Source organism: Cupriavidus sp. CER-90 (assembly GCF_057652055.1).
The window spans coordinates 3,642,859-3,667,455 of the sequence record NZ_JBYGYM010000002.1 but is presented as its reverse complement, the minus strand read 5'-3'; the positions used below and the strand labels follow the sequence as shown (position 1 = coordinate 3,667,455).

Sequence of the window (24,597 nt, the reverse complement as noted above, 5' to 3'; positions counted from 1 at the left end):
TATCGCCCAAGGAGAAACATGGCAACTTACAAGCAACTGATTGCGCAGAAAGAAGCCCTCGAAGCCCAGCTTGCAGAGGTACGTGCAAATGAAGTGGCAGGTGTCATCGAGCAAATTCGCAACCTGATGGTTGAGTACAACCTTTCCCTTGAGGATATTCAAGGAAAGCGGCGTCGTGGTCGGCCCGCTGGCAGCACGTCCGGAAAGGCTGCTGAGGCGAAGGAGCCGTTGCCGCCGAAATATCGTGACCCGAAGACCGGCAAGACCTGGTCTGGTCGTGGCCGGGCTCCCGCCTGGCTCGGCAAAAATCCGAACCGATTCCTCATCGCTGAAGAATAATTGCGGTCGAGACATCTACATAACGACTTGTGAAGTCTCAGCCTTGGGACTGCCGCGCCAATTATATGTTTCCCGTGCCGCGACACGGGATGCCACTGTTCAGTGGCAGCAACGCCGGCTGCCGCTTCTCGAGGCTGGACCATGGATGGTCGAGCCAATGCTGCCAGACTTCAATGACAAAAGTTTTGCACTTCAGAAATGACGAGCGCGGGTACATGAATTGGCTGGCCGGCAATCCAGATGGACTCGTGCTCAACATTCGACATCCTGCGCATCAGTTCACGCCAAAGTTGCATCGCGCTACGTGCGGAACAATAACGAGTACGAAGAACGCGCCGTATACGTCCGGCCAATACACCAAACTCTGTTCGCACCGATACGACCAGATTTCTCACCAGTTTCTTGAGGAGACCAAGGGGATTCGCGTTGGCATCTCGCCGTGCGGGACGTGTAAGCCGGACGTGGAAGCACTGGAAATTGATGAGGCGGTTGGATTCTATGCCGTACTAGACGGCCTGGTCAGTAGAGCACTTCAGGACGACGCTTCGCGTCGCCGTGCTCGTCTGGAGAAAGCTGAGCCGAAGGCGGCGGAGAAGTTCGTTCTAACGCGAGTGTTTGACCGCAATCCTGACGAAATTGCCGAAGTACTCTACCGAGCTGCCGGTACGTGCGAATCCTGCAATTCCAAGGCTCCTTTCAGCCGGAGGTCGACAGGTGAACCTTATCTCGAAGTTCACCATGTTGTGCCTTTGGCCAAAGGAGGCGACGACACCGTCTCGAACGCGATAGCCGTCTGCCCGAACTGCCATCGAGAGCAACATTACGGCTGACCGTGCCGATGCGGTCCTGATTCGAGCATAGGTGCCTTGTACTAAGTGTGAGCGCTCGATTCCCCAGATGTGACTAAACGACGCTCCACCCAGGCCAGCTCATCGGGTGTGAGCCACATCTTATAAGGCACGGCAGCGCGCACTCGTTCGAGCATCGCTGCAGGCGTGGGAGCCTCGCCTAATTCTCTGCTCGCGGTGATGGTTAGGAGATGGGCGAGTAGTGCCTCGCAGGTTTGCCACCGCTCATAGCGTTCTTCGCCCGTCTCCCCGGTGTCAAACGTTCCGTCAGGAAGCTTACGCACGCATAACTTTGGCTGTGTTCCAGGGAGTACCGCTGGAAAGTATCGATGGGGGAAGTCTTTGGGGACGTCCTTCTGGTGTTCCATGTCGCGCTCCAAAGCTCGTGCGAGCAAGAGCCCGTTGACACGCGGCGGGGCCGATAAGGGGCCGAGCCGATGCCAAGGGAAAAGGCCGCTCAAAGCTGGGTTGGAGATTTGCTGCCGAGGCGTAGTTCTACTTCTAGGGGCAGCCAGTGGCGCGCCGGGAGGCACACTGCAATTCTAGTCGGTGTGGAAGGCGAGAGAAAGGCGGCGTTGGCGGCGTTGGCGGTGACGGGGATGTCGGGGTAGGGGAGTTATTCCGGATTTCTCGCCAGGGTTTGGATAATGCATGTAGGTGACGAGGCATTTTTAGGAAAAATGCTTATTTCATGCTATACCATTAAGGTCAGTGTCAGGCTTTAAGGCGTGGCGGAGTGTGGATGGATTTTCGGTTTGCGGGGACGTTTGGTCGTGCTGATTTGTGGGCAATAAGGCGCCGGATTTTTCCAGGTGCGAAAAATCCAACGAACTGGTTTATTTTGTACAAGAAATCCAACATTATGCTTTACGTCGGCGAAGAGATAGCCACCCACGCCCTCAGAAAACCTCAACGAAAAGGTTTATTTCTGTCCAGGGAAATGGTTTAGCTGACACAACGCCTTGGCCGCCACCCTGAACCCCGGGGACGAGGTTATCGTTCCGGCTCCGTACTGGGTGAGCTATCCGGAAATGGTGCAGCTCTGCGGGGCCACGTCTGTGGTGGTGCAATGCGGCCCAGAGGTCGGTTTCAAACTCACGCCCGCTGCGCTCGCCCAGGCCATTACGTCTCGCACCCGTTGGATTATCCTAAACTCGCCATCAAATCCGACAGGCGCCGTCTACACGCGCAATGAGCTGGCAGCGCTCGCTCAGGTGGTGCTGGAGAACCCTCAAATTCTGGTGCTTTCCGATGACATCTATGAGCATTTGACCTTCGACGGCGAGAAGTTCCATACCATTGCCCAAGTTGAGCCTCGGCTCAAGGAGCGCACGCTGACCATGAACGGGGTCTCGAAGGCCTACGCGATGACCGGCTGGCGCATTGGGTTTGGTACCGGCCCCGCATGGCTTCTTGAAGCGATGGAGAAGCTGCAAGGCCAACAGACCTCCGGTGCATCGTCCATTTCGCAGCATGCAGCTATTGCAGCCCTGACCGGCCCTCAGGATTTCATTCGTGAGTCGAAGGAAGTCTTCCAAGGCTGGCGAGACATGATGGTGGGGTTGCTGAATCGCACACCAGGATTGCATTGCCAAGTGCCAGGGGGTGCCTTCTATGCTTTTGCCTCGTGCGAAGGACTGCTTGGAAAGTGCACGCCGGCCGGCACTGTGCTCAACACAGACGAGGACGTGGCTATGGCTTTACTGGAGGAGGCCAGCGTAGCTGTCGTCCACGGGTCCGCTTTCGGATTGGCTCCGTACATTCGAATTGCGTACGCGCTGGACAACGAATCGTTGCGTAAGGCCTGTGAGGCCATACGTCATTTCTGCCTCTCCGTGAAGGGCCACTGAGCAGCATCGGAGTCCCCGTCTCGTGAGGATTGGAATGTGACGGCTCCGTTTCTACATGGAGCCAGGTCACACGAAAGCCCGTTCTTCAATTTCCGGGTGAAACAGCGAAGGCGAATATAGGGCGCGTAGTGAGGAGTTCCTTCTGATGCGCAGGATGTAACCAGCAGGCGCCAACCGGGAGGTCCTCAGTCCGCGAGCATATGGGCGCCGCATGGCCTAGATCGATGTGGCCTCCTCACGCACACATGGGCAAACGAAATAGGGCCGCGCCGCGAAAGGCCGTGCCGTCCACGGGTCCTGGCACAGGTATCGGCGCGCGTCCTTGACGGATGCAAAGACACCCTCGTGGTCGGTGGCCGGCCGGGTGGTGGTGTCGCCGAACCATAGGGTCGCGAGCGCCGCAGCGCAGCCGGGGCCGATGACGACGGCCATCGAATCCGTCGCGTGCCCCAGGGACAAGGCGTCTGTGATTTGATCCCCCCACTGATACCTGACGTGGCTCAAATCGACGATCACGTTGCAAGGGTGCCAGCAGGTACATCCTTGCAGGAGGGTGCCGGCCATAGAGTCGGCGTCGCGATTGCCGGCACCGCCGTCGCGATACTGCCCGGCAAATTGCACGAGCAACGCCCCCGAAGGCTGATCGACGTGTCCCAACCGGAAAAAGCGGTGGGACATGTCGGGCGAGAGCTGTCGCAGACTCAAGGCTTGCATGACGGTTTCCAGGTGGAGAGACGATCGCGTGGGCGTGGAGATCCGCATGGGCGTGAGCCGCCTGGCGCACGGCGTGGAGGCCGGCCCGCACCGGCCGGTGCGGTGCCCGGGCGTTCGCGGCGGCGTTCGCACTCTGCGGCGAGCGCGGGCCGACGCGTGCCGTGGCGACATACCCGACGAGGCGCCGACACGCATCGGGCGGGCGTCACAGCGGAAAGCCCGGGAAGGTCAGGCGCGCCATCGCCTGCTGCAGGGTGGCCAGCGGGATCCCGGTGTCCACAGGCCCGTCGAGCCGGCCCGCCACCGGGCGCCCCTGCAGCGCATACGCCACGTCCAGGGGCAGCGCCGCCGCCCGGCACGCGCGCGCAAAGGTGAGCCGGAAGCTGTGGGTCCTTTTGCACGGCGCGACGATGCCGAGCTCCTGGCGCAACCAGCGGTGAAAGTAGCTGGAAAATCCGGCGGTCCGGCATCCCTCGAGGTCGGGCAGGAGCAGTGGAAACAGGTCGCTGCCAGGGGGGCGGCTGCCGACATAGTCAAGCAGCCCCAGCCGGCACAGGATCGGATGGACCGGTCGCGGGCAAGTCGCCGCTGCAGTCTTGGCCGGCCGTTCAAAGCGCCAGGAGGGAATGGCTGGGATGTCGTCGCTGTACCGGAGGTCGGTGGTGCGCAGGGCGGCCGCCTCGCCGAGGCGCGCGCCCGTGCACAGCAGGATGAGCGGCAGCCAGTACGCGGCGCTGCCGCCCGCGTTGCGTTGCGCCGGGAGCACGTGCGCCGTGAACACCCGATGACTGAAGATGCGCGTCAGATCGCTGGGCGCGAACGGACAACACGGCTGCACGGTAGCGGGGTGTGGGGTCATGGTCATCCCCCTGGCGGGATTGGTCTCCAGAAAGGCTTCGCGGCACCCGAACTGCAACAGGGCATGGGCGAGGGCGAGCCGCTTTTGCGCGGCGCCCCGTGAGCAATGGGCCAGCAGATCGCGTTTGAACTGCTGCAGGTGGCCGGCGGTCAGCGCGCGCGCATCGCTCACGTGACTGAGCGCCCCCAGGTCATGCACGACCCGGCGCATCTGGTGCGCCGTGGCCGCGGCCGGCTCGCGCATGACCTCCCACCACAAGGCCAGATCGGTCAGCGTGATCGGGGGGGGCGGCATGGGGCTTCGCCGTTCAGCCCACCGGGCCGGCCCGCGTGGCAGCGGGGCGGGCAGCCGTGGCACCAGGGTCGCGCCACGCGCGCCGTGGCAGACCGGCCAGCATCCGGGCGCGCCGGTGGGCGTGCGACAGCCCGTGCGGGACGCCGCGGCAGATGGCGACGGCCGTCACCCGGGCGATGGGATACAGGGTCGCGCGGAACGGCCAGCACGGCACGCGCGCGTCTGCCGGCCCGACCCGGTCGTGCGCGAGCTTCTGCACGGCGGTGAAGGCCGCGGACACGGTGGCGCGGGTGGTCAGGCGGTAGTCCGCCAGCCGGGCCAGGGCCTCGCCCGGCGGCAGCGCCGGCGAATGCCGCGTCCCCTGTTGCAGCACCCAGCGCTCAAGGCCAAGCAGCAGGGTCGGCAAGGCGGCCCGGACCCCGCCGCGTGGCGCGGCAGCGCGCCCGGGGAGGGGAAAGGCGGCTTCCCAGTCCTCACCGGCGAGGACCGCTTCGAGGCGTGCCAAGAGGCCATCGGCGAGCCACGCGGGCAGCGCCGGGGCGTCGCCGGACAGGGCACAGAAATACGCAAGCGCTTGCGCGACGGCGTCGGCCGGTGGCGCGAGCCGCAGCGCCGCTCGCGAATCCAGTGGCTTCAGCGGCGAGACCAGCAGCGCGGGATGCCGGAACCGGGTCTGCTCCTCGACGTCCGGAAGGGCGAGCCCTGCGGGCGCGCTCGTGGTGGCCTGCAAGGTGGTCCGCTCGGTGTCCGCCACGCGGGTCACGCTGGGCGGCAGGCGCCGGGACGGCGTTTGCGCCGGCACCGGCCGGGTCCAGGGCAGGGGAAACACCGCTTCCCAGGCCTGTCCCGCCAACACCGTGCGGAACCGCTGACACAGCGTCGCGCGCAGCTCCCCGTCCAGCACCAGGCCTCGGCGCAGCCGCAGGCGGGTCCATTCGAGCATGACCAGGGTCCACGTGGGATTTGCCACGAGCGTCCACGGCGTGCGCGCGAGCACGCGCTGCATTGCAGGATGGTGCGGTAGTTGTAGTTCCCATCGCCATGGGTCGGGCATGCCAAAGGTTTGCAGCATGGCCAGGCGATTCTTGCGCATCGCGTTTCCCCAAGTCCACCGCACCGCGAGTCCGGCGGCCCCGCCTCGCGGTCCCGGGGGCCGGGGGTGCACCGGGCCGGGCAAGGGTGAGGCGGGGGTACAGCGCTGTCCTCACGGCGTGCGCCCGTTGCGCTAGCCAGGGCAGCCGAAGGAACCCATGCAGGTCCTCTGGTGGGCACGCCGGCGGGACAGCAGGGAAAGTATGAGACGGGACATACGGAAGTCACGCTAAAACGCCGGCATCACATCCATGGGCGGTCTGTCCCCACCCGTGGCGATACCGGCGTGCAATGATTATACGAAAACATATAATTTTGCAGGCGCGCGCGTCGCGTGCCAGGAGACCAGCATGAAACGTTCCGATCCGATTCCTGCGGGCGCCAGGCGCCTGGGCCATGATCTGCGCGCGTTGCGACTCGCTGCCAATATCACGCAGGCCGCGCTGGCCGCCCGGGCCGGCGTGTCGGTGCACAGTCTGAAGAACCTGGAGCGCGGGGTCGCCACACTACGCACCCTGGTCCTGCTGCTGGGGGCGCTGCAACGCGACGACTGGCTGGCGCTGGCCGGCGTGGCGCTGCCGGCGGGGTTGGCGGCGGGGTTGGCGGCGGGCACCCCGCGCACGGTCACGGCGCGTCAGCGCGCCGCCGGCGCGCACGCCGCCACGCATCACTAGTGGGGCAGATCCGGCAGCGCTCGCGGCGCTGGCACGCCCGCCGCGCGGTCGGGGTTGTCGGCGACGGCTTCGCCGTCGGCGGGCGCGACGAGACGGTCGGCATCCGGTCCCAGCACCGTGCGCAACAGCGCCAGTCGCGCGGCGCGCAAAGTCAGATCGTCCGCCTCGTCGAGGAACTTGCACAGGCACGCGTGCAGGGCCGCGTGGGTGGCGGCATGGGTGGCGGCGTGGGGGCCCGCGTCGGGGGCGGCAGGCGGCCGCGGCGGGGCCGCGGCTCGGACGGGGGGCGCAGCGGTGGCCGGCGCTGCGGCCGCTGGAGCACCGGGCCGTGCAGGCTGTGCGGACGGCCAGCCAGACACGGGCGACACCGGCACCGCCTGGTAGCGGTCCCACAGCGCGTGCAGCGGCGCACGGAGGGCCTCGCGGGGGCTCGAAGCGGGGGGCGTGGCAGGCTGAGCGGCGGGGCGGGCGGCAGGACGCGCGCGGGACATAGGGGCCTCCGGGGCGGCCGCCTGGCTAGCGTCTCCATCATAGGTCACGGCGCGCGCGCCGGCGCCCGCTGCGCTATGCTGAAAGGGCGGTGGCCGAGGGCTCGGCCGCCCGTACCACTCGTACGCTGTGGACCGTACCAGTGTGCGTGGCGGGGGTGTTGCTAAGCGCTTGATTTTGTGGGAAGTCGGAGCACGCGGGGAGACGCAGCGAGTCTGCGGAGACTCCCTCCGTCTCCGCCACTACATCAGTATTGGCGGCGAACCCCGGAAGATCGCGGTCTTCCGGGGTTTTGTTTTTTCTGGGCCGGGTTTTCGAGCTTGGGCCTGCGAGACGCGGTACTGGCGTGTCAGGCCTCCACCATCCCCAGGAACTGCTGGAGTTCCGACGTTTGGGGACGGTTAAAGACCTCCTCCGGGGCACCGATTTCGTGGACCTTGCCCTGGTGCATGAACACCACGCGGTCGCATACCTCGCGCGCGAAGCGCATCTCGTGCGTCACCATCAGCAAGGTCATGCCGTCGGCGGCCAATCCGCGCACCACCTGCAGCACCTCGTTGACGAGTTCGGGGTCCAGCGCGGACGTGATTTCGTCGCATAGCAGCGCGGTGGGTTGCATGGCCAACGCGCGGGCGATGGCAACCCGTTGCTGCTGCCCGCCGGACAGCTGGTCAGGGTAGGCGTCGAATTTGGCGGACAGTCCCACCCGCGCCAGGTTCAGTTCGGCCAGTTCCCGGGCCTTGGCCTCTGGCACGCCCTTGACGATCATTGGCGACAGCATCACGTTGCGCCCGGCGCTCAGGTGCGGAAACAGATTGAACTGCTGGAAGATCATGCCGACCTTCAGCCGTAGCGCGCGCAGCTGCAGTTCGCTGTCGGCCAGATGAGCGCCTGCGACGGTGATGGCCCCGGCATCGATGCGCTCGAGCCCGTTGATGCAACGCAGAAGGGTGCTCTTGCCCGAACCGCTCTTGCCGATGATGGCAATGACCTCGCCGGGTTCCACGGAAAGCGAGACACCTTTCAGGACCTCGTTGCTGCCAAACGACTTGCGGACCTGATCAATGGCGATGAGCGGCATGAAATTTCCTCTCCAGCATCTTGCTGTATTGCGAAAGCGGCCAGCACAGCGCGAAATACATCAGCGCGACGGCTGCATAGACGGTAAACGGTTGGAACGTGGCGTTCACGATCATCGTGCCCGCCTTGGAAAGCTCGGTAAAACCGATGATGGATGCAAGGGCCGTTCCCTTGATGACCTGGACCCCGAAGCCAACGGTGGGGGCCACGGCTATCCGAAGCGCCTGCGGCAGGATCACGTGGCGCATCTGCTGCACGTAACTCATGGCCAGGCTGCCAGAGGCCTCCCACTGGCCGCGCGGGATGGCTTCCACACAGCCGCGCCAGATCTCGGCCAGGAAGGCCGAGGTCCACAGCGTCAACGCCAGCCCCGCAGCCAGCCAGGCCGGCACTTCGATGCCGAACAGCGCAAGTCCGAAGAACGCCAGGAACAGCTGCATCAGCAGCGGCGTGCCCTGGAACAGCTCGATATAGCCCTGTGTCAGCCGCCTGGCCCACGGCCGCTTGCCTGTGCGCAGCAACAGCACGAGCAGGCCCACGATGCCGCCGCCCACGAAGGCGACCAACGACAGCAACACGGTCCAGCGCGCCGCCAGCAGCAGGTTACGGACGATATCCCACAACGAAAACTCGATCATCCCACCCTCCGGACAAACAGCTGCCGGCCGATGCCACGCAGCAACTGCCGCAGGGCAATCACAAGCAGCAGGTAAATGCCGGTGCTGACCAGATACACCTCGAACGCGCGGAAGTTGCGGCCCTGTATGAAATTGGCCGCGTACGTCAGGTCTTGGGCGGCAATCTGCGAACACACCGCGGACCCCAGCATCACGATCACCACCTGGCTGGAGAGCGCGGGCCAGATCTTCTGCAAGGCCGGGCGCAGCACCACATGGCGGAACACCTGGAACGGTGACATGGCAAGACTGGCACCCGCCTCGAACTGTCCGCGCGGCGTCGCTGCCAGGCCGGCGCGCACGATCTCGGTTCCATAGGCGCCCAGATTGATGACCATGGCCAGCGACGCCGCCACCATTTCCGGCAGATGCACACCGAGGCTGGGCAGCCCGAAGAAGATAAAGAACAGCTGGATCAGAAACGGCGTGTTCCGGATCAGCTCCACATAGGTGCCGACGACTGCGCGCAGCCAGGCCGGGCCCTGGGTCTTGGCCCAGGCGCCCGCCACGGCGACGGCCACGCCAAGCACCCCGCCGGTGAGCGTCAGCTGCGCCGTGACGGCGATGCCTTTCACCAGCACGTCGGTGTAATCCAGCACCGAAACGAAATCGAACGCGTAAGCCATGCTATTCCCTGGGCGGCGCGTGTCAGAGCTGGGCCGGCAGCGGGCGCAGCAGCCACTTGATCGACAGCGTATTGAGCGAGCCGTCCTTCTTGGCTTCGGCGAGGATGGCGTTGACCTTGTCCTGCAAGGGCTTTTCGCCCTTGTTCATGCCGATGAAGCACGGCGAATTCTTGATCAGGAACTTGGTCTCCGGCGCCTTGGGCGGGTGCTTGGCGATCAGCGACGAAGCCACCACGTTGCCGGTGGCAATCAGCTGCACCTGTCCGGACAGAAAGGCCGAAATCGTGGCGTTGTTGTCTTCGTAACGCTTGATGTTCGCGCTGGCCGGCGCGATCTTGCTCAATTCCAGGTCCTCGACCGCGCCACGCGTGACGCCAACGGTCTTGCCCGCCAGGTCAGCCGCACTTTTCACGGGAAGGTCCGCCGGTCCGAACACGCCGTTGAAGAAGGGCGCGTAGGCCTCCGAGAAATCGAGCACTTTTTCGCGCTCGGGGTTCTTGCCCATGCTCGAGATCACAAGATCCACCTTGCGCGTCTGCAGATACGGCACGCGGTTGGTGCTGGTGACCGGAACCAGTTGGAGCTTGACGCCCATCTTCCTGGCCATCAGCGCGGCTACGTCGATATCGAGACCCTGCGGCGTCATATCGGCCCCCACCGAGCCGAACGGCGGGAAATCCTGTGGCACGGCCACGCGCAGCACGCCGGCCTTGGTAATGTCGGCAAGCGTATCGGCCTGCGCGGGCAGCGCGGCCACGCAGAGGGCGGCCAGCAATGCGCACATCACGCCACGACGGGAAGACTTGGATTGGGACAGGGCTTGGAACATCGCGTGTTTCCTCAGTTTCGGGATGGGGATGGGGATGGGGAGGGCATCGGGTGTGCCGCGGAAACTTCCGCGGCGGACGTTGTGGCCTGAGGCGTGCGCGTGGGATCGACCGGGGCCAGCGCCTGCCGCAGGTGCGCAAGCGGGTCAGCGGGCCCCACGGCATCGAGGCTCGTATGCACTTCGCCAAGATGCTCGGCCATCAGCCGCGCGGCCAGCGCGCCATTGCCATCGGCCAACGCATTGACGATGTCTTCGTGCTGGCTGCAGGAGCGGTCAGCATCGGCGGCGGACTGATTGCGGCTGGCCACCAGCGTCGTGCGTGCCGTCAGGTCACGCAGCGTGTCGACGAGCAGGCCATAGCCCAGCGAGGCGCATAGACAAACGTGGAAATCGCCCAGCAGAAAGCTGCGCATGCTGGCGTCGTCGCCCTGGAGCGCAGCCTTCTCGCGTGCGATATGCACCTTGAGCGTGTGGATGGCCTGGGCGCCGGGCGGGCGCTCCGGCCCGATTTCGCGCAGCAAGCCGGTTTCGATAATGCGGCGCGCGTCGAACGCCGCGCGAATGTCGTCGGCACCCGGTTCCACCAGGAACCAGCCGCGCCGGGCGCTGACGGTCACCATGCCGCGCGCCGCCAGGCGCGACAGCGCCTCGCGCACCAGCGTGCGGCTTACACCGAACAGCGTGGCGAGCTCCTGTTCGCCCAGGCGCGAGCCGGGCAGCAGCTTCTGGCCAAGCATCGCCTCGGTGATGCGATTGGCAATATCGGCGGGAGAGTTTTCTGTCGTTGCGTTCACGGATACCACTTGAGCAAGTGGTATGCCATGCTTGTATGCAAGATTTGTCGCCAGAGTGCGGCCTATGCGGCCATTCGGGGGCGGGGCGGACGTCCGTGTATCCCCAGCGCGGGGCGCTGCGCGCCAAGACGGTGCGGCACGTTGCGGGGCCCGGGGCGGATGCCCCAGAATCGGACCGGCAACGGGGTCCGATACTGGCTCCCAAAGCTGGATATGCCGTGGCGCACTGCCACTGCGAACGAAAATGCCCCGCATCGGCGGGGCGTCAGTGCTGCGGTCTCTTCGAAGGGAAGCGCGGACGCGTCCGGCTTAGTCGGCCTGGATGCCAAACTCCTTGACCAAGCGGGTATAGCGCGCGTAGTCGGCGGCAATCAGCTTTTGCAGCACGGCCGGCTCGCCGCCCACAGGCGTCACGGCGATCGTGGCCATGCGCGCCACCACATCGGGCTGCTTCAGGATGTCGTTGACGTGGCTGTTCAGCAAGCGAACGATGTCAGGCGGCAGGTTCTTGGGCCCAAGCAGGGCTTGCCAGGCGCCGATCTCGACGTCCTTGTAACCCAGTTCGCCCAGTGTCGGCACGTTCGGTGCAAAGGGGGACCGCTTCGGGTCGGCCACGGCCAGCGGTACCAGGGTGCCGTTGCCCACGTACTGCGCCACCGCGCCGTAGGTGACATAGGTCATCGGCACCTGGCCGCCCAGCACGTCCACGATGGCGGGTGCGGTGCCACGGTAAGGCACCTGCGAGATCTTCACGCCGGCGGACTTGTTGAAGAGTTCACCCATGATGTGCATCGGCGATCCGTTGCCCGGCGTGGCATAGGTTTCCAGTTTGCCGGCCTTTGCGCGCGCCACCAGGTCGCCCATCTTCGCGATGCCGCTGTTCTTGTTCACCACCACGAAAAGGGATTGCGTGCCAAGCTCGGCGATGGGGGTGAGATCGTTGAGCACGTCGTAGCTGGCGCCGGTGCCGGCCTTCAGCACGAGCGGTGCGATCGACACCGTGTTGGGCGCCAGCAGCAGCGTGTAGCCGTCGGCGGCCGCGCGTGCCACGTAGGCACTTCCGATCGTGCCCGCCGCACCCGTGCGGTTTTCCACGACCACTGACTGCTTGAGGCGCGCGGCGAGCTTTTCGGCCATCAGCCGGGCCAGCACGTCGGTGTCGCCGCCGGCGGGGTAGGCCACAACGATGGTGATGGGCTTGCTCGGGTAGTTGCCCTGGGCCATCGACGGGGCCGTGGCAAGCAGCGCGGCCGTGCCGATGGCCGCGCCAATCGCGCCCATGACGACGCGGCGGATAACGTTGGGTTGCATGTCGGCCTCCTTAGAAAATGTGCTTGATGCCGACCATGGCGCCAAACTGCTGGCCGCCCGGTTTCGGGTTTGCGCCAGCCTGCGCGCCGCTCACGGACATCGCCAGCGTGCCGTCGTTGTTGATATAGCCCGCCGTCGCGTACACCGCCGTGCGCTTGCTGAAGTTGTACATGCCGCGCACGGCGTACAGCATCGCCTTGTTGTCGCTGTTCTGATAGTTCAGGTAGTAGACCTGGCCTGCCAGCGTGAAGGCCGGGGTGATGTCGTAGGCCGCCCCGATGTAGTAAAGCTCCGAGAGCGGCGTCGGGCTGCCCTGGTTTTCGCGGCGGATCACGCCGGCGCCAATCTTTGTGCGATCCAGCAGCACGTAGCCGGCAATCGACGCGCGGTCGTCGCGCAGGCTGCTGCTGGTCAGGCCGCCGAAGGCGCCCGGGCCGCCGCGCTGGGAGTCATACGCGGCCGTGATGCCCCACCACTTCTGGTCCCAGCCGATCATGGCCGACCATTCGCGGCACTGACTCTTGTTGGCTGGGTTTTCGCCGGCGCAGTTGGTGCCGGAAGGGCTGGGGCCCGCGTTGGCCGTATCGCGGCCAAAGCTGTACGTGGCGCCCAGGGTCAGCCCGCCAAAGGTGCCCTTGTAGGCGATGGCGTTGTCGGCACGGGTGTTCGGCAGATAGCTGTCCAGTGACCCCGAGCCGAATGCATTCGGCCCCAGGATGTCGGTGTCGAGCGTGGCCCAGAACAGCATCGTGTACTGGCGGCCAAACGAGATCTGGCCCCACTGGTTCGATTGCAGGCCCACCAGCGCCTGGCGGCCGAACAGGCGGCCGCCCTGGTTGGCATTCCCGGAATCGGGGGCGAATCCGCCTTCGAGCACAAACACGCTCTTCAGCCCATTGCCGAGATCTTCCGTGCCGCGCAGGCCCCACCGCGACGGTACGGTCCCGGTCAGCGTGTTCATGCGGACCACGCTGTTCCCGGCCGCGCCGACGTTGTTGACGAATTCCACGCCCGTGTCCACCACGCCATACATGGTGACGGACTGGGCGCAGGCCAGCAGGGGCGCGGCTGCGAGCAGGCCCGCCGCGTACTTTGCGATCTTCATCTACCGTTTCCTTCTCTTGTCTTGTGGGCTTGTCATGGACGTTTCCGTCGGCAACGGTATGGTGGCTGCCGCATTTGCTGTGTTTCATTAGTAAAACAATGAACTACATAGGAAACGATGAGCGAAATATAGGCAGCGGGCGCCAGGCCGTAGATAGGGGCGAACCCTAGTGAGGCTGCGGTGTGACAAGGCGGCGTCGTCCGGATACCGCGGCCGATGTGGTGCGCGCCGCACCGCCACGGCGCAAGGCGATGGGCCGAGTTGCGGCACCTCGGTCGGGCGACCCAAGCCCGGCGCGGTTTTTTGCCTGCCGCCGCTACAGCCCGCCACCGAGGCGGATTGGATGTGTCTCGCACCGCTTTCGGGCATCCCGAAAACCCTGCGATTCTTCTCCCTGTTTACCCTGATCGCCCGCCACAAAGATATGCGCCTATAGTCGAGAGGTTTTATTTGCAAACCTACATTTCATATATGGAACAACGTGCGACCCATTCTGCACCCGCTCCAGGCGTCGACCTGCTGGCCGCGCTAGATAGCCATTTCGCCGAACGTCTGGTGATGACGGGTCCCGACGGCGCCCGGGTGGCCTGCCGGGTTGGCGGCACACGTGGCCCGGTCGTCGTGCTGTTGCACGGCATCAGTTCTGGGGCGGCGTCGTGGTTGCCATGCGCCAGCCTGCTGGCGGCGCATGCGTGCGTGATCGCCTGGGATGCGCCGGGCTACGGCCAGTCGTCGCCATTGCCGACGCCGGCGCCGACGGCGCGCGACTACGCGCTGCGACTCGGCGCCATGCTGACGGCGCTGCAGGTGCGGCCCGATCTGATCGTCGGGCACTCGCTCGGCGCGCTGATGGCGGCCGGCTTTGCGGCGAACGCGCCCGCGGCGCTCCAGCCGGACAGGTTTCTGCTGCTTAGTCCGGCCTTGGGCTACGGGGCGCCAGGCAAGGAAGACAAAGCGCGCGAAGTGGCGGGGCAGCGCATGGCGTCGCTGGAATCGATGGGCGTGGAGGGCCTGGCGCAGCGCGGCCCGGCCAGGCTGCTCAGCCCGGCTGCCACGCCCGATGCCCAGGCATGGGTGCGCTGGAATATGCAGCGGCTCCATCCGGAGGGCTACCGCCAGGCCGTGGCGCTGCTGTGTGGCGACGATATCGGCCGGTATCTCGCAGCGCAGGGACGACCTGTGGACGTGGGTTGCGGCGCGCAGGACGTGGTCACCACGCCCGAGGCGTCCGCTGCGCTGGCCGACCGCTTCGGCCTGCCGTTCCATGCCATCCCCGACGCCGGTCACGCGTGCTACATCGAGCAGCCACAAGCCGTGGCGCGCCTGATTCGCAGCACGCTGTCTCGATCCTGAGCGTTCCGCCCGCGCCCGCCTGGCCGGCTATCGGCCAGCGCCCCGCCCCCGGCGCGGGTTAACCCCGATCAATCTTTAAACCGTCGTTGTCTATAGTCGTACCTGTGTTCAATATTTAAACTCGTGTTTCATAGGTAAAACGATCAGCGTCTACCTGAGGATCGCGACAGTGGATTGAGCCAGCCGTCCCCCACCAAGCAAGCCATGGAGCAAAGCGCAATGGAAAGCGTCGCGTACAACCCGAACCTGGTTCCCTGGGAGCGTCCCGCGCCCAACAACGTTGCGGGCAAGGGTCATATCGAAAAGCCGGGCCACGTCACCAACATCGTCTGGCAGACGCGCGCCGCCGTGCCCACCGCCTACGAGAACGCGCTCGGCGACGCACTGGAAGCTGCGTTCGCGGGCGGCGCCAAATCCCCGGAAGACGTCGTGCGTGCGTTCCATCACGCCGGATTCCTGGCGGCCGACGGCCAGTCGTGGACCGAGGAACGCTTCCTCTCCGAAATGCGCCGCCTGGGCGCCTGAGCGCCGGCCGAGACGACAAGCGAGAAGACAGACATGGAATCGAACAAGCAAGCACGCGCCGAAGCGCGCCTGAATACCGGCCTGCGCAACTACTGGTATCCGGTGGCGGCGTCGTGGCAGGTCACGCATGCCCCCATCGGCATCACGCGGCTGGGCCAGAACATCGTGGTGTGGCGTGACAACGCCGGCAAGCTGAACGCACTGGAAGACCGCTGCCCGCACCGTGGCGCGCGTCTGTCGATGGGCTGGAACCTGGGCGACCGCGTGGCCTGCTGGTACCACGGCGTGGAAGTGGGCGGCGACGGGCAGGTGAAGAGCGTGCCGGCCGTCGAGAACTGCCCGCTGGAAGGCCGCACGTGTGTGCGCAGCTATCCGGTGGAAGAACAGGCCGGTGCCATCTTCCTGTGGTTTGGCGATCGCGCGCCCACCGACGCCGACGCGTTGCGGCTGCCCGAGGAACTGGTCAGCGCGGAACACAGCAACTTCCTGTGCGTGGCGCATTGGGATTGCAATTACCGCTATGCCATCGACAACGTGATGGACCCGATGCATGGCGCATACCTGCATGCGGTGTCGCACTCGATGGCCAGCGGCGAAAAGTCCGCCGTGATGCAGGTCGTGGAAACCGACCACGGCCTGGTCTTCGAGAAGACCGGCCAGCGCGGTGTGAACTTCGACTGGGTGGAATTCGGCGAGACCGGCACGCTGTGGCTGCGCCTGTCCATCCCATATCGCGACAAGGTCGGTCCCGGCGGGCCGTTCGGCATCGTTGGCATAGCCACGCCGGTCGATGAAGAGCATTGCATGGTGTTCTTCTGGCGTACCCGCCATGTGCAAGGCTGGGAGCGGGACGTCTGGCGCTTCCTGTATCGCAATCGCCTGGAAGGCCTGCACTGGGACGTGCTGGAACAGGACCGCGTGGTGCTGGAATCGATGGCGCCGGCCGCGCGCGATCACGAGATGCTCTACGCCCACGATGCCGGCATCACGCGGGTACGCCGCCTGCTGAAGCGCCGCGCCGAAGCAGAGGTCGCCGATGAGCCTGTGGCGATGCTGCAACCGGTGGCCGGAGCCCACGGCCATGCCTGATCGTCAGTACGCCAACCTGCTGGCCGGCCGCAAGGTGCTGGTCACCGGCGCCGCGCGCGGCCTGGGCCTGGCCTTTGCCACGGCCATCGCCGAAGCCGGCGCCAGCGTGGCCATGGCCGACATCCTGGCCGACCGTGTCGAGGAATCGGCCGCCGCGCTGAAGGCGCGCGGTTTCCACGTGGTGCCGCTGCAGCTCGACCTGAACGATCCGGCATCGGTGCAGGCCTGTGCCAGCGCCGCCGCGGAGGCGCTCGGCGGCCTGGACGGCCTGGTCAACAACGGCGCGGTCACCGACTCGGGGGGGCGCAACCTGACCGAGCTGGACATCGCCACGTGGGACCGCGTGATGAACGTCAATGTGCGCGGCACCTGGCTGATGACCGCCGCCTGCACGCCGGCGCTGCGCGCCAGTGGCCGGGGCGCGGTCATCAACCTCGCTTCGGACACGCCGCTGTGGGGTGCGCCGAACCTGCTGGCCTACGTGGCCAGCAAGAGCGCCATCATCGGCATGACCCGCTCGCTGGCCCGGGAACTGGGCGATGCCAACGTCACGGTCAACGCCGTCGCGCCGGGCCTGACGCTGGTGGAAGCCACCGAATACGTGCCGCAGCACCGGCACGACCTTTACCGCGACCAGCGCGCCATCCAGCGCGAGCAGGTTCCCGATGACGTCTGCGGCGCCGTGCTGTTCGCGCTGTCCGACCTCGCCCGTTTCGTGACCGGCCAGACGCTGGCGGTCAACGGCGGCTTTGTCATGCATTAACCAAACACTCCAGAGGAAATGGAAATGAGCGATCTGTCGCAACAGGAAAACATCAAGCGCAGCTGGGAACAACCTGAAGGTGCGTCGTTCGACAAGTGGATGGAATCGCGCGTGGCGCGCTTCAGCACCCGCCGCTACGACTGGGACGCGCTGAAGTTCCAGGCGGACTACGACCCGAAGTACCGTCGCGCGCAGATGCGTTACCTGGGCACGGGTGGCACCGGCGTCTCGGCCGACACCAATACGGTGCCGTCGGAGCACTTCACGTTCTCCACGATGATCATCCCCGCTGGCCACGAAGGTCCTTCGCACCTGCATACCGACGTGGAAGAGGTGTTCTTCATCCTGCGCGGCAAGATCAAGCTGATCCTGGAGAAGGACGGCGAACGCTACGAAACCATCCTGACCGACCGCGACCTGGTGTCGGTGCCGCCGGGCGTGTACCGCGAGGAAATCAACATCGGCGAGGAAGACGCGCTGATGTGCGTGATGCTCGGCGCCAAGAAGCCGATCACCCCGACGTACCCGCCCGAGCACCCGCTGACCAAGGTCAAGCGATAAGCCGCGAGCGAGCCGAGCGATGAGCGCCAACCCTGAAACCGCAGCCGCATTGAATGGCGAAGGCCTGGACAAGTACATCGTGCCGGGCCTGGAGCGCGGACTTCGCCTGCTGGCCGAGTTCAGCGCCCGCGACCGCGTGTTGAGTGCGGCGGACCTGTCGCGCCGGCTCGATGTGCCGCGCTCCACGGTGTTTCGCCTGCTGGCCACACTGGAGTCCACGGGCTATGTGGAACGTGCCGACGGCGGGCGGGAATACCGGCTCGGACTGGCGGTGCTGCGGCTCGGTTTCGACTACCTGGCGTCGCTGGAACTGACGGAGCTGGGCGGTCCGCTGCTGAACCGGCTGCGCGACGATATCGAGTATCCCTGCAACATCGTGGTGCGCGATGGGCGCTCGGTGGTCTACGTGGCCAAGGCCGCGGCCTCACGGCCGTTTGCCAGCAACGTCAACGTCGGCGCACGGCTGCCCGCGCATGCCACGGTGCTGGGCCACGTGCTGCTGGAGGACCTGGATCTGGAGCAGCTGCGAACGTTGTATCCCGAAGCCCAGTTGCAGGTCTATTCCGACAGCACGCCCCGTACGGTGGAAGCCCTGCACACGCTGGTGCAGCAAGTGCAGCAGCGCGGCTACCTGCTGCAGGAAGGTTTCTTCGAAGCCAGCATTTCCACGATTGCCGCGCCGGTGCGCGACCGTACGGGCAAGGTTGCCGCCGCGCTGGGGGCCACGATTCCGGCGTCGCGCCTGCAACAGGAAGAACTCGACCGCATGGTCGGGAAAGTCAGGGAAACCGCAGGCGAACTGTCGCGCCTGCTCGGATACCGGCCGCATCGGCATGCCAGGCGTGTGCCGGGCCAGGCGGTAGCCATCTATCGCGAATGAGGGGAGAGGGGATTCGATGTCCATGATTGAACTCGACGGCAAGGTCGCCGTCGTGACCGGCGGGTCCTCCGGCATCGGCCTGGCCACGGTCGAATTGCTGCTGGAGGCGGGTGCCGCCGTTGCCATGTGCGGCCGCGACGCCGCGCGCCTGCGCAGCGCCGAAGCCTTGCTGCGCGACCGTTTCGCCGGGTGCCGGCTGTACGCCGCCACGTGCGATGTCTTGCAGCCCGAACAGGTCAGTGCATTCGCCGCAGACGTTGCGCGCGAACTGGGTCCGGCCGACATGCTGGTCAACAACGCCGGCCAGGGCCGGGTGTCGACGTTTGCCACGACCGAGGACGCTGCCTGGATGGAGGAGCTGCAGCTGAAGTTCTTCTCGGTGATTCATCCGACGCGTGCGTTCCTGCCGCAACTGGCGCAATCGAAGCAGGGCGCAATCGTTTGTGTGAACTCGCTGCTGGCCACGCAGCCGGAGCCCCACATGGTGGCCACGTCGGCCGCCCGTGCCGGCGTGCATAACCTCGTGCGCTCGCTTGCCACCGAATTCGCGCCCCGCGGCGTGCGCGTCAACGGCATCCTGATCGGCCTGGTGGAATCGGGCCAATGGCGTCGGCGCTTCGACGCGCGCCCCGAGGAAGACCGTCATCTGGACTGGACCGCGTGGACCGCGCGTCTGGCCAAACAGAAGCACATTCAACTGGGCCGTCTTGGCCTGCCGCAGGAAGCCGCGCGCGCCATCCTGTTCCTTGCCTCGCCGTTGTCTTCGTACACCACGGGCAGCCATATCGATATTTCCGGAGGACTCTCCCGTCATGCGTAACGAGCAACAACAAGTCACCGTGGGCTGCGCCATTGCAGCCTTCCTCGAACAGTGCGGCGTCAAGGCTGCATTCGGTGTGATCTCGATCCACAACATGCCCATCCTCGACGCGATGGGCGAGCGCGGCAAGATCCGCTTCGTCCCGGCGCGCGGCGAAGCAGGTGGCACGAACATGGCCGACGCCTATGCCCGGACCACCGGCAGCCTCGGCGTGTGCCTGACCAGCACCGGCACCGCCGCCGGCAACGCCGCCGGCGCCATGGTGGAGGCGCTGACCGCCGGCACCCCGCTGCTGCACATCACGGGCCAGATCGAAACGCCTTACCTGGACCAGAGCCTCGCCTATATCCACGAAGCGCCCGACCAGCTCACGATGCTCAAGGCGGTGTCGAAGGCGGCCTTCCGCATCCGCAGCGCCGATACGGCGATCTCGACGATCAAGCTTGCCGTGCAGACCGCGTTGACGGCACCGACCGGCCCGGTCAGCGTGGAGATCCCCATCGACATCCAGGCGGCGCTGATTCCGATGCCGAACGACCTGAAGCCGCTGCCGGTGCCGCAGCACCAGCCGTCGGCCCACGCGCTCGATGCGCTGGCCGAGCGCCTGCTGAAGGCCAGGCGTCCGATGCTGTGGCTGGGCGGCGGCGCGCGCCACGCCAGCCAGCAGGTCAAGCGCCTGATGGACATGGGCTTCGGCGTGGTCACCTCCACCCAGGGCCGTGGCATCGTCCCCGAGGACGACCCCCGTTCGCTGGGCGCCTACAACCTCCACAAGCCCGTCGAGACGTTCTATCAGACCTGCGACGCGATGGTCGTGGTCGGCTCGCGCCTGCGTGGCAACGAAACGCTCAAATATGAACTGAAACTGCCGCGCCCGCTGCTGCGCATCGACGCCGACCCGGCATCGGAAGGACGCTGCTACCAGAGCGACTATTTCGTCAGCGGCGACGCCGCACTGGCGCTGGACGGCCTGGCCGACCGCCTGGCAGGCCGCATGCAGATCGATGGCGGCTTCGCGGCCGACCTGCGCCGCGCCCATGAAGCCGCCGCGGGCGCGCTGGTCGAGGGCCTGGGGCCTTACAGCGCACTGGTGCAGGCGCTGCAGCAGGCCGTGGGCCGCAACTTCAACTGGGTGCGCGACGTGACCGTTTCGAACAGCACCTGGGGCAATCGCCACCTGCAACTGTTCGATTCGCGTGCCGGCGTGCATGCGCTGGGCGGCGGCATTGGCCAGGGCTTGGCCATGGGGATTGGGGCCGCCGTCGGCGCGGCCGCCACGGCGTCGGGCAAGAAGACCTTCACGCTGGCAGGCGACGGCGGCTTCATCCTGAACCTGGGCGAGCTGGCCACCGCCGTGCAGGAACGTGCCGACATGGTCATCGTGCTGATGAACGACAAGGGCTACGGTGTCATCAAGAATATCCAGGACGCGCAGTACGGCGGCCGTCGCCACTATGTCGACCTGCACACGCCCGACTACGCCCAGCTGTGCCAGTCGCTGGCGCTGCGCCACCGTCGCGTGAGCAATCTGGCCGATATTGGCGCCGCGCTGAAGCAGGCGACGATGGAGCCGGGCCCGTTCCTGCTGGAAATCGACATGCTGTCGATTGGCAGCTTCAAGACGGTGTTTGCCGGCCCGCCGGTCAACAAGCAGGCCCCGATCGCCAATACGGCGGCGGCAGCGGCCTGAAGGGGGATGTCCATGCTGCATGTGTCGATGGTGGGCTGCGGTGCGATTGGCCGTGGCGTGCTGGAGCTGCTGAAGTCCGACCCCGATGTCGCGTTCGACATGGTGATCGTGCCGGAAGGCGGGATGGCCGCGGCGCGCGGTGCGCTGTCGACGCTGGCGCCGAACGTACGCGTGGCGACCCGGCTGGCCGACGGTGACCGGCGGCCGGATCTGCTCGTCGAATGCGCGGGCCACCAGGCGCTGGAGGAACACGTCGTGCCGGCATTGGAGCGCGGCATTCCGTGCCTGGTGGTGTCGGTGGGCGCGCTGTCCGAGCCCGGCATGGCCGAGCGTCTGGAAGCGGCCGCACGTTGCGGCAATACCCAGGTACAACTGCTCTCCGGTGCCATTGGCGCCATCGACGCCCTTGCGGCGGCCCGCGTCGGCGGCCTCGATGAAGTGGTCTACACGGGCCGCAAGCCTGCGCGCGCCTGGACCGGCACGCCGGCGGAGCAGTTGTTTGATCTGAACGCGCTGACGGAACCGACCGTGATCTTCGAAGGTACGGCGCGCGATGCGGCACGGCTCTATCCGAAGAATGCCAACGTGGCGGCCACGGTGTCGCTGGCCGGGCTGGGGCTGGACCGCACCGCGGTAAAGCTGCTGGCCGACCCGTCGGCGGTGGAAAACGTCCACCACGTGCAAGCGCGAGGCGCCTTCGGCGGCTTCGAGCTGACCATGCGCGGCAAGCCGCTGGCTGCCAACCCCAAGACGTCCGCGCTGACCGTGTTCAGCGTGGTGCGTGCGCTCGGCAACCGCGCCCACGCGGTGTCGATCTGAAGCGAGTAATCCCACATGACGACGCAACAAGTCCTTCCCATCCTGATTGCCGGCGAATGGCGCCTGGGCGGCGGCGACCGCTACGCGACGCGCTATCCGGCGACGGGTGAAGTGGTGGCAGAACTGAACGCGGCCAGCCTGGCTGACGTCGACGAAGCCATCCAAGGCGCCGATCGGGCCTTCCGCCAGAGTGGCTGGGCCCGGCGCAAGCCGCACGAGCGTGCTGCCGTGCTGTACCGCGTGGCCGAATTGATCCGCGCGAAAGCCGAAGGGCTGGCCCAGCGCCAGCGGCTTGACAACGGCAAGCCGATCAGTGAAACGCGGGCCCTGGTCGCCAGCGCCGCCGGTACGTTCCAGTTCTTTGCCGCCGCGCTCGAAACGCTCGAAGAGCACATCACGCCGCAACGCGGAGACTGCCTGACGATGAGCGTCCACGAGCCAATGGGCGTGGTCGCAGCCATTACGCCCTGGAATTCGCCGATTGCCAGCGAGGCGCAGAAGATGGCGCCGGCACTGGCCGCGGGCAATGCCGTCATCGTCAAGCCTGCCGAAGTCACGCCACTGATGGCACTGGAACTGGCTGCCATCTGCGAGGAAGCCGGCGTCCCCAAGGGGCTGATCAGCGTACTGCCGGGCAAGGGCTCCGTGATCGGCGACGCTATCACGAAGCATCCGCTGGTGCGCCGCGTGTCGTTCACCGGCGGCACCACCACCGGCAAGCACATCGCGCATATCGCGGCGGAAAAGATGATGCCGGTGTCGCTGGAACTGGGCGGCAAGTCGCCGACCATGGTGTTCGACGATGCCGACCTGGACCATGCAGTGAACGGCGTGCTGTATGGCGTATTCAGTTCGTCGGGCGAATCGTGTATTGCCGGCTCGCGCCTGTTCGTGGCGCGCTCGCAGTATGAGCCGTTCATCGAACGGCTGGCGGCTGGCGCGGCAAAGCTGCGCGTGGGCGACCCCGCCGACGAGCGCACCCAGATGGGGCCGCTGATCACGGACCGCCACCGCGACAGCATCGAATCGTATGTGGCGGTGGGTGTGGAAGACGGCGGCCAATTGCGCACCGGCGGCATCCGCCCCGACGTGGCGGGCCTGCCCAATGGCTATTTCTATACGCCGACGATCATCGAGGGGCTCGACAATCGCGCACGGATTTGCCAGGAAGAGATCTTCGGGCCAGTGCTGGTGGCGATGCCGTTCGATGACGAAGACGACCTGATCGCGCAGGCGAATGACAGCGTCTACGCGCTGGCGGCAGGCATCTGGACGCGCGACTACAAGCGTGCATGGCGGGTGGCACGATCCGTGCAAGCCGGCAATGTCTGGATCAACACGTACAAGCAGTTCTCGATTGCCACGCCGTTCGGCGGCTGGCGGGACAGCGGCCTCGGCCGCGAGAAAGGGCGGCTTGGCATCCTGCAGTACATGGAGCAGAAGAGCGTGTACTGGGGCTTGAACGAACAACCGCTGCCGTGGGCCAACTGAGGCCATCGCACATCATTGCAACCGGCAGGACGGAGACTGGAAATGAAGGTAGTGGGAATTGACGAGATCGTCTACGGCGCCGACGACTTCGATGCATGTCGCGGCTTCTTTGGAGATTGGGGTCTGACGATCAGGCGCGACGACGCGCAGGGTCTGGACTTCGAAACCCTGAATGGTTGCCGCGTGCTGGTACGCAAGGCCGGCGACCCGGCGCTGCCGCCGGCCATCGAGGATGGCCCCACGCTACGTGAAGTGGTATGGGGCGTCGACAACGAAGCATCGTTGGCGGCGCTGCGCGACCGCATTGGCAGTGAGCCGACCTTCGTGTCGCTGGAGAACGGCGCCCGTATCGGGTGCACCGACCCGAATGGCCTGGCCGTGCGCTTCCAGGTCACGCGCAAGCATGACGTCCAGGTGGACTGTGCGGTGATGAACACGTGGAACGACAAGCCGCGCATGAACCAGCGCAGCCCGATCTACGAGCGCGCCATTCCCATCGAGGTGGGCCACGTGGTGTTCTTCGTGAAGGACGTGAAGGCCACCGAGCAGTTCTACATCGATCGGTTCGGCTTCGTGCAATCCGACAACTACCCCGACCGTGGCGCGTTCCTGCGCTGCACCGCCGAAGGGGGTCACCACGATCTGTTCCTGCTGCAGCTGCCGCACGGCAGGGCTGGCCTCAATCACGTGGCGTTCACGGTGCGCGATATCCACGAGGTATTTGGCGGGGGCATGAATATGTCCCGCAAGGGCTGGGATACGCAGCTCGGACCGGGTCGCCATCCCATCTCGTCGGCGTACTTCTGGTACTTCAGGAATCCGGCGGGCGGGCTGATCGAGTACTACGCCGATGAAGACCAGCTCGATGCCCATTGGGAACCGCGGGCATTCGAGCCCGGCCCCACCATGTTCGCCGAATGGGCGATCGAAGGGGGCATCGATGGCAATACCCGTCGTCAGAAGAATGCCGGCGGTCCGGAAGGCAAGTTCCTGACGGAAAAGCGTTAAGCATCCGGAAAGTCTTG

At 65.8% G+C, this 24,597-nt stretch carries 25 protein-coding genes and 1 pseudogene; 15 read left to right on the top strand and 11 right to left on the bottom strand.

The genetic code is table 11. The annotated features are described in order from the left end of the window. The first annotated feature begins 18 nt into the window (after nucleotides 1-18). The 3 genes and pseudogenes from AC24R4_RS27230 to AC24R4_RS27220 form a co-directional block, all read left to right on the top strand. The gene (locus AC24R4_RS27230) at nucleotides 19-339 is read left to right on the top strand and encodes an H-NS histone family protein (protein WP_487523941.1); all 321 of its coding nucleotides are present in this window, start codon (nucleotides 19-21) and stop codon (nucleotides 337-339) included. A 215-nt stretch (nucleotides 340-554) separates the two neighbouring features. Further along, complete coding sequence (locus tag AC24R4_RS27225) at nucleotides 555-1,169, top strand: HNH endonuclease (RefSeq protein WP_487523940.1); 615 nt, start codon at nucleotides 555-557, stop codon at nucleotides 1,167-1,169. 971 nt (nucleotides 1,170-2,140) lie between these two features. After that, a pseudogene (locus tag AC24R4_RS27220) lies at nucleotides 2,141-3,037 on the top strand (pyridoxal phosphate-dependent aminotransferase); the annotation flags it as partial. A 216-nt stretch (nucleotides 3,038-3,253) separates the two neighbouring features. Here the strand turns inward: AC24R4_RS27220 and AC24R4_RS27215 are convergent. The 3 genes from AC24R4_RS27215 to AC24R4_RS27205 form a co-directional block, all read right to left on the bottom strand. Beyond that, nucleotides 3,254-3,751, bottom strand: a complete 498-nt coding sequence (locus tag AC24R4_RS27215) for a hypothetical protein (RefSeq protein ID WP_487523939.1) — start codon at nucleotides 3,749-3,751, stop codon at nucleotides 3,254-3,256. Between the two features lie 205 nt (nucleotides 3,752-3,956). After that, nucleotides 3,957-4,904 (bottom strand): hypothetical protein, encoded by a 948-nt coding sequence (locus AC24R4_RS27210; RefSeq protein WP_487523938.1) that lies wholly within the window; start codon nucleotides 4,902-4,904, stop codon nucleotides 3,957-3,959. 13 nt (nucleotides 4,905-4,917) lie between these two features. Then, nucleotides 4,918-5,997, bottom strand: a complete 1,080-nt coding sequence (locus AC24R4_RS27205) for a hypothetical protein (RefSeq protein WP_487523937.1) — start codon at nucleotides 5,995-5,997, stop codon at nucleotides 4,918-4,920. Between the two features lie 349 nt (nucleotides 5,998-6,346). Between AC24R4_RS27205 and AC24R4_RS27200 the strand changes: the two genes are divergently transcribed. Further along, on the top strand, nucleotides 6,347-6,670 hold the full coding sequence (locus AC24R4_RS27200) for a helix-turn-helix domain-containing protein (protein WP_487523936.1): 324 nt from the start codon (nucleotides 6,347-6,349) through the stop codon (nucleotides 6,668-6,670). Here the strand turns inward: AC24R4_RS27200 and AC24R4_RS27195 are convergent. From AC24R4_RS27195 to AC24R4_RS27160, 8 genes are all read right to left on the bottom strand, one after another. Beyond that, on the bottom strand, nucleotides 6,667-7,161 hold the full coding sequence (locus AC24R4_RS27195; RefSeq protein ID WP_487523935.1) for a hypothetical protein: 495 nt from the start codon (nucleotides 7,159-7,161) through the stop codon (nucleotides 6,667-6,669). The two genes, AC24R4_RS27200 and AC24R4_RS27195, sit on opposite strands and share 4 nt — an antisense overlap. A gap of 347 nt (nucleotides 7,162-7,508) precedes the next feature. Continuing rightward, the gene (locus AC24R4_RS27190; protein WP_400396031.1) at nucleotides 7,509-8,240 is read right to left on the bottom strand and encodes an amino acid ABC transporter ATP-binding protein; all 732 of its coding nucleotides are present in this window, start codon (nucleotides 8,238-8,240) and stop codon (nucleotides 7,509-7,511) included. Continuing rightward, complete coding sequence (locus AC24R4_RS27185; RefSeq protein ID WP_400396029.1) at nucleotides 8,221-8,877, bottom strand: amino acid ABC transporter permease; 657 nt, start codon at nucleotides 8,875-8,877, stop codon at nucleotides 8,221-8,223. Before AC24R4_RS27185 ends, AC24R4_RS27190 begins: the two co-directional genes overlap by 20 nt. After that, nucleotides 8,874-9,542, bottom strand: a complete 669-nt coding sequence (locus AC24R4_RS27180; RefSeq protein ID WP_400396028.1) for an amino acid ABC transporter permease — start codon at nucleotides 9,540-9,542, stop codon at nucleotides 8,874-8,876. The genes AC24R4_RS27185 and AC24R4_RS27180 overlap by 4 nt, the downstream gene beginning before the upstream one ends. Nucleotides 9,543-9,564: 22 nt before the next feature. Further along, entirely contained in the window at nucleotides 9,565-10,326 is a 762-nt protein-coding gene (locus tag AC24R4_RS27175; protein WP_400396033.1) for a transporter substrate-binding domain-containing protein, read from the bottom strand. Nucleotides 10,327-10,382: 56 nt separating this feature from the next. Then, nucleotides 10,383-11,165 carry a GntR family transcriptional regulator gene (locus tag AC24R4_RS27170; RefSeq protein ID WP_487523934.1) on the bottom strand — a complete coding sequence of 261 codons (783 nt, stop codon included), beginning with the start codon at nucleotides 11,163-11,165 and terminating at the stop codon, nucleotides 10,383-10,385. A 309-nt stretch (nucleotides 11,166-11,474) separates the two neighbouring features. Further along, on the bottom strand, nucleotides 11,475-12,476 hold the full coding sequence (locus AC24R4_RS27165) for a Bug family tripartite tricarboxylate transporter substrate binding protein (RefSeq protein ID WP_400392007.1): 1,002 nt from the start codon (nucleotides 12,474-12,476) through the stop codon (nucleotides 11,475-11,477). A 10-nt stretch (nucleotides 12,477-12,486) separates the two neighbouring features. After that, the gene (locus tag AC24R4_RS27160; protein ID WP_400392004.1) at nucleotides 12,487-13,581 is read right to left on the bottom strand and encodes a porin; all 1,095 of its coding nucleotides are present in this window, start codon (nucleotides 13,579-13,581) and stop codon (nucleotides 12,487-12,489) included. 471 nt (nucleotides 13,582-14,052) lie between these two features. On the opposite strand from AC24R4_RS27160, the gene AC24R4_RS27155 reads away from it, so the two are divergent. The 11 genes from AC24R4_RS27155 (at nucleotide 14,053) to AC24R4_RS27105 (ending at nucleotide 24,580) form a co-directional block, all read left to right on the top strand. Next, nucleotides 14,053-14,934 carry an alpha/beta fold hydrolase gene (locus tag AC24R4_RS27155; RefSeq protein ID WP_400392001.1) on the top strand — a complete coding sequence of 294 codons (882 nt, stop codon included), beginning with the start codon at nucleotides 14,053-14,055 and terminating at the stop codon, nucleotides 14,932-14,934. A 219-nt stretch (nucleotides 14,935-15,153) separates the two neighbouring features. Then, the gene (locus AC24R4_RS27150; protein WP_400391999.1) at nucleotides 15,154-15,459 is read left to right on the top strand and encodes a recombinase-like helix-turn-helix domain-containing protein; all 306 of its coding nucleotides are present in this window, start codon (nucleotides 15,154-15,156) and stop codon (nucleotides 15,457-15,459) included. A gap of 33 nt (nucleotides 15,460-15,492) precedes the next feature. After that, complete coding sequence (locus AC24R4_RS27145; protein ID WP_400391996.1) at nucleotides 15,493-16,548, top strand: aromatic ring-hydroxylating dioxygenase subunit alpha; 1,056 nt, start codon at nucleotides 15,493-15,495, stop codon at nucleotides 16,546-16,548. Continuing rightward, nucleotides 16,541-17,311, top strand: a complete 771-nt coding sequence (locus AC24R4_RS27140; RefSeq protein WP_400391993.1) for an SDR family oxidoreductase — start codon at nucleotides 16,541-16,543, stop codon at nucleotides 17,309-17,311. The genes AC24R4_RS27145 and AC24R4_RS27140 overlap by 8 nt, the downstream gene beginning before the upstream one ends. Nucleotides 17,312-17,335: 24 nt before the next feature. Further along, nucleotides 17,336-17,872 carry a cupin domain-containing protein gene (locus tag AC24R4_RS27135; protein ID WP_400391990.1) on the top strand — a complete coding sequence of 179 codons (537 nt, stop codon included), beginning with the start codon at nucleotides 17,336-17,338 and terminating at the stop codon, nucleotides 17,870-17,872. Between the two features lie 19 nt (nucleotides 17,873-17,891). Then, complete coding sequence (locus AC24R4_RS27130) at nucleotides 17,892-18,752, top strand: IclR family transcriptional regulator (RefSeq protein ID WP_400391987.1); 861 nt, start codon at nucleotides 17,892-17,894, stop codon at nucleotides 18,750-18,752. 16 nt (nucleotides 18,753-18,768) lie between these two features. Then, entirely contained in the window at nucleotides 18,769-19,572 is an 804-nt protein-coding gene (locus AC24R4_RS27125; RefSeq protein WP_400391984.1) for an SDR family oxidoreductase, read from the top strand. Next, nucleotides 19,565-21,262, top strand: a complete 1,698-nt coding sequence (locus AC24R4_RS27120; protein WP_400391981.1) for a thiamine pyrophosphate-binding protein — start codon at nucleotides 19,565-19,567, stop codon at nucleotides 21,260-21,262. The genes AC24R4_RS27125 and AC24R4_RS27120 overlap by 8 nt, the downstream gene beginning before the upstream one ends. A gap of 12 nt (nucleotides 21,263-21,274) precedes the next feature. After that, entirely contained in the window at nucleotides 21,275-22,081 is an 807-nt protein-coding gene (locus tag AC24R4_RS27115) for an aspartate dehydrogenase (RefSeq protein WP_400392013.1), read from the top strand. 15 nt (nucleotides 22,082-22,096) lie between these two features. Beyond that, nucleotides 22,097-23,572 carry an aldehyde dehydrogenase gene (locus tag AC24R4_RS27110; protein ID WP_400391978.1) on the top strand — a complete coding sequence of 492 codons (1,476 nt, stop codon included), beginning with the start codon at nucleotides 22,097-22,099 and terminating at the stop codon, nucleotides 23,570-23,572. 42 nt (nucleotides 23,573-23,614) lie between these two features. Continuing rightward, entirely contained in the window at nucleotides 23,615-24,580 is a 966-nt protein-coding gene (locus tag AC24R4_RS27105) for a VOC family protein (RefSeq protein ID WP_400391975.1), read from the top strand. Nucleotides 24,581-24,597 lie beyond the last annotated feature (17 nt).

Excerpts from the sequence above, each read along its gene's own strand:
- AC24R4_RS27230 (WP_487523941.1), top strand. The coding sequence starts at position 19 with ATGGCAACTTACAAGCAACTGATTGCGCAGAAAGAAGCCCTCGAAGCC.
- AC24R4_RS27225 (WP_487523940.1), top strand. The coding sequence starts at position 555 with ATGAATTGGCTGGCCGGCAATCCAGATGGACTCGTGCTCAACATTCGA.
- AC24R4_RS27215 (WP_487523939.1), bottom strand. The coding sequence starts at position 3,751 with ATGCAAGCCTTGAGTCTGCGACAGCTCTCGCCCGACATGTCCCACCGC.
- AC24R4_RS27210 (WP_487523938.1), bottom strand. The coding sequence starts at position 4,904 with ATGCCGCCCCCCCCGATCACGCTGACCGATCTGGCCTTGTGGTGGGAG.
- AC24R4_RS27205 (WP_487523937.1), bottom strand. The coding sequence starts at position 5,997 with ATGCGCAAGAATCGCCTGGCCATGCTGCAAACCTTTGGCATGCCCGAC.
- AC24R4_RS27200 (WP_487523936.1), top strand. The coding sequence starts at position 6,347 with ATGAAACGTTCCGATCCGATTCCTGCGGGCGCCAGGCGCCTGGGCCAT.
- AC24R4_RS27195 (WP_487523935.1), bottom strand. The coding sequence starts at position 7,161 with ATGTCCCGCGCGCGTCCTGCCGCCCGCCCCGCCGCTCAGCCTGCCACG.
- AC24R4_RS27190 (WP_400396031.1), bottom strand. The coding sequence starts at position 8,240 with ATGCCGCTCATCGCCATTGATCAGGTCCGCAAGTCGTTTGGCAGCAAC.
- AC24R4_RS27185 (WP_400396029.1), bottom strand. The coding sequence starts at position 8,877 with ATGATCGAGTTTTCGTTGTGGGATATCGTCCGTAACCTGCTGCTGGCG.
- AC24R4_RS27180 (WP_400396028.1), bottom strand. The coding sequence starts at position 9,542 with ATGGCTTACGCGTTCGATTTCGTTTCGGTGCTGGATTACACCGACGTG.
- AC24R4_RS27175 (WP_400396033.1), bottom strand. The coding sequence starts at position 10,326 with ATGTGCGCATTGCTGGCCGCCCTCTGCGTGGCCGCGCTGCCCGCGCAG.
- AC24R4_RS27165 (WP_400392007.1), bottom strand. The coding sequence starts at position 12,476 with ATGCAACCCAACGTTATCCGCCGCGTCGTCATGGGCGCGATTGGCGCG.
- AC24R4_RS27160 (WP_400392004.1), bottom strand. The coding sequence starts at position 13,581 with ATGAAGATCGCAAAGTACGCGGCGGGCCTGCTCGCAGCCGCGCCCCTG.
- AC24R4_RS27155 (WP_400392001.1), top strand. The coding sequence starts at position 14,053 with ATGGAACAACGTGCGACCCATTCTGCACCCGCTCCAGGCGTCGACCTG.
- AC24R4_RS27150 (WP_400391999.1), top strand. The coding sequence starts at position 15,154 with ATGGAAAGCGTCGCGTACAACCCGAACCTGGTTCCCTGGGAGCGTCCC.
- AC24R4_RS27145 (WP_400391996.1), top strand. The coding sequence starts at position 15,493 with ATGGAATCGAACAAGCAAGCACGCGCCGAAGCGCGCCTGAATACCGGC.
- AC24R4_RS27140 (WP_400391993.1), top strand. The coding sequence starts at position 16,541 with ATGCCTGATCGTCAGTACGCCAACCTGCTGGCCGGCCGCAAGGTGCTG.
- AC24R4_RS27135 (WP_400391990.1), top strand. The coding sequence starts at position 17,336 with ATGAGCGATCTGTCGCAACAGGAAAACATCAAGCGCAGCTGGGAACAA.
- AC24R4_RS27130 (WP_400391987.1), top strand. The coding sequence starts at position 17,892 with ATGAGCGCCAACCCTGAAACCGCAGCCGCATTGAATGGCGAAGGCCTG.
- AC24R4_RS27125 (WP_400391984.1), top strand. The coding sequence starts at position 18,769 with ATGTCCATGATTGAACTCGACGGCAAGGTCGCCGTCGTGACCGGCGGG.
- AC24R4_RS27120 (WP_400391981.1), top strand. The coding sequence starts at position 19,565 with ATGCGTAACGAGCAACAACAAGTCACCGTGGGCTGCGCCATTGCAGCC.
- AC24R4_RS27115 (WP_400392013.1), top strand. The coding sequence starts at position 21,275 with ATGCTGCATGTGTCGATGGTGGGCTGCGGTGCGATTGGCCGTGGCGTG.
- AC24R4_RS27110 (WP_400391978.1), top strand. The coding sequence starts at position 22,097 with ATGACGACGCAACAAGTCCTTCCCATCCTGATTGCCGGCGAATGGCGC.
- AC24R4_RS27105 (WP_400391975.1), top strand. The coding sequence starts at position 23,615 with ATGAAGGTAGTGGGAATTGACGAGATCGTCTACGGCGCCGACGACTTC.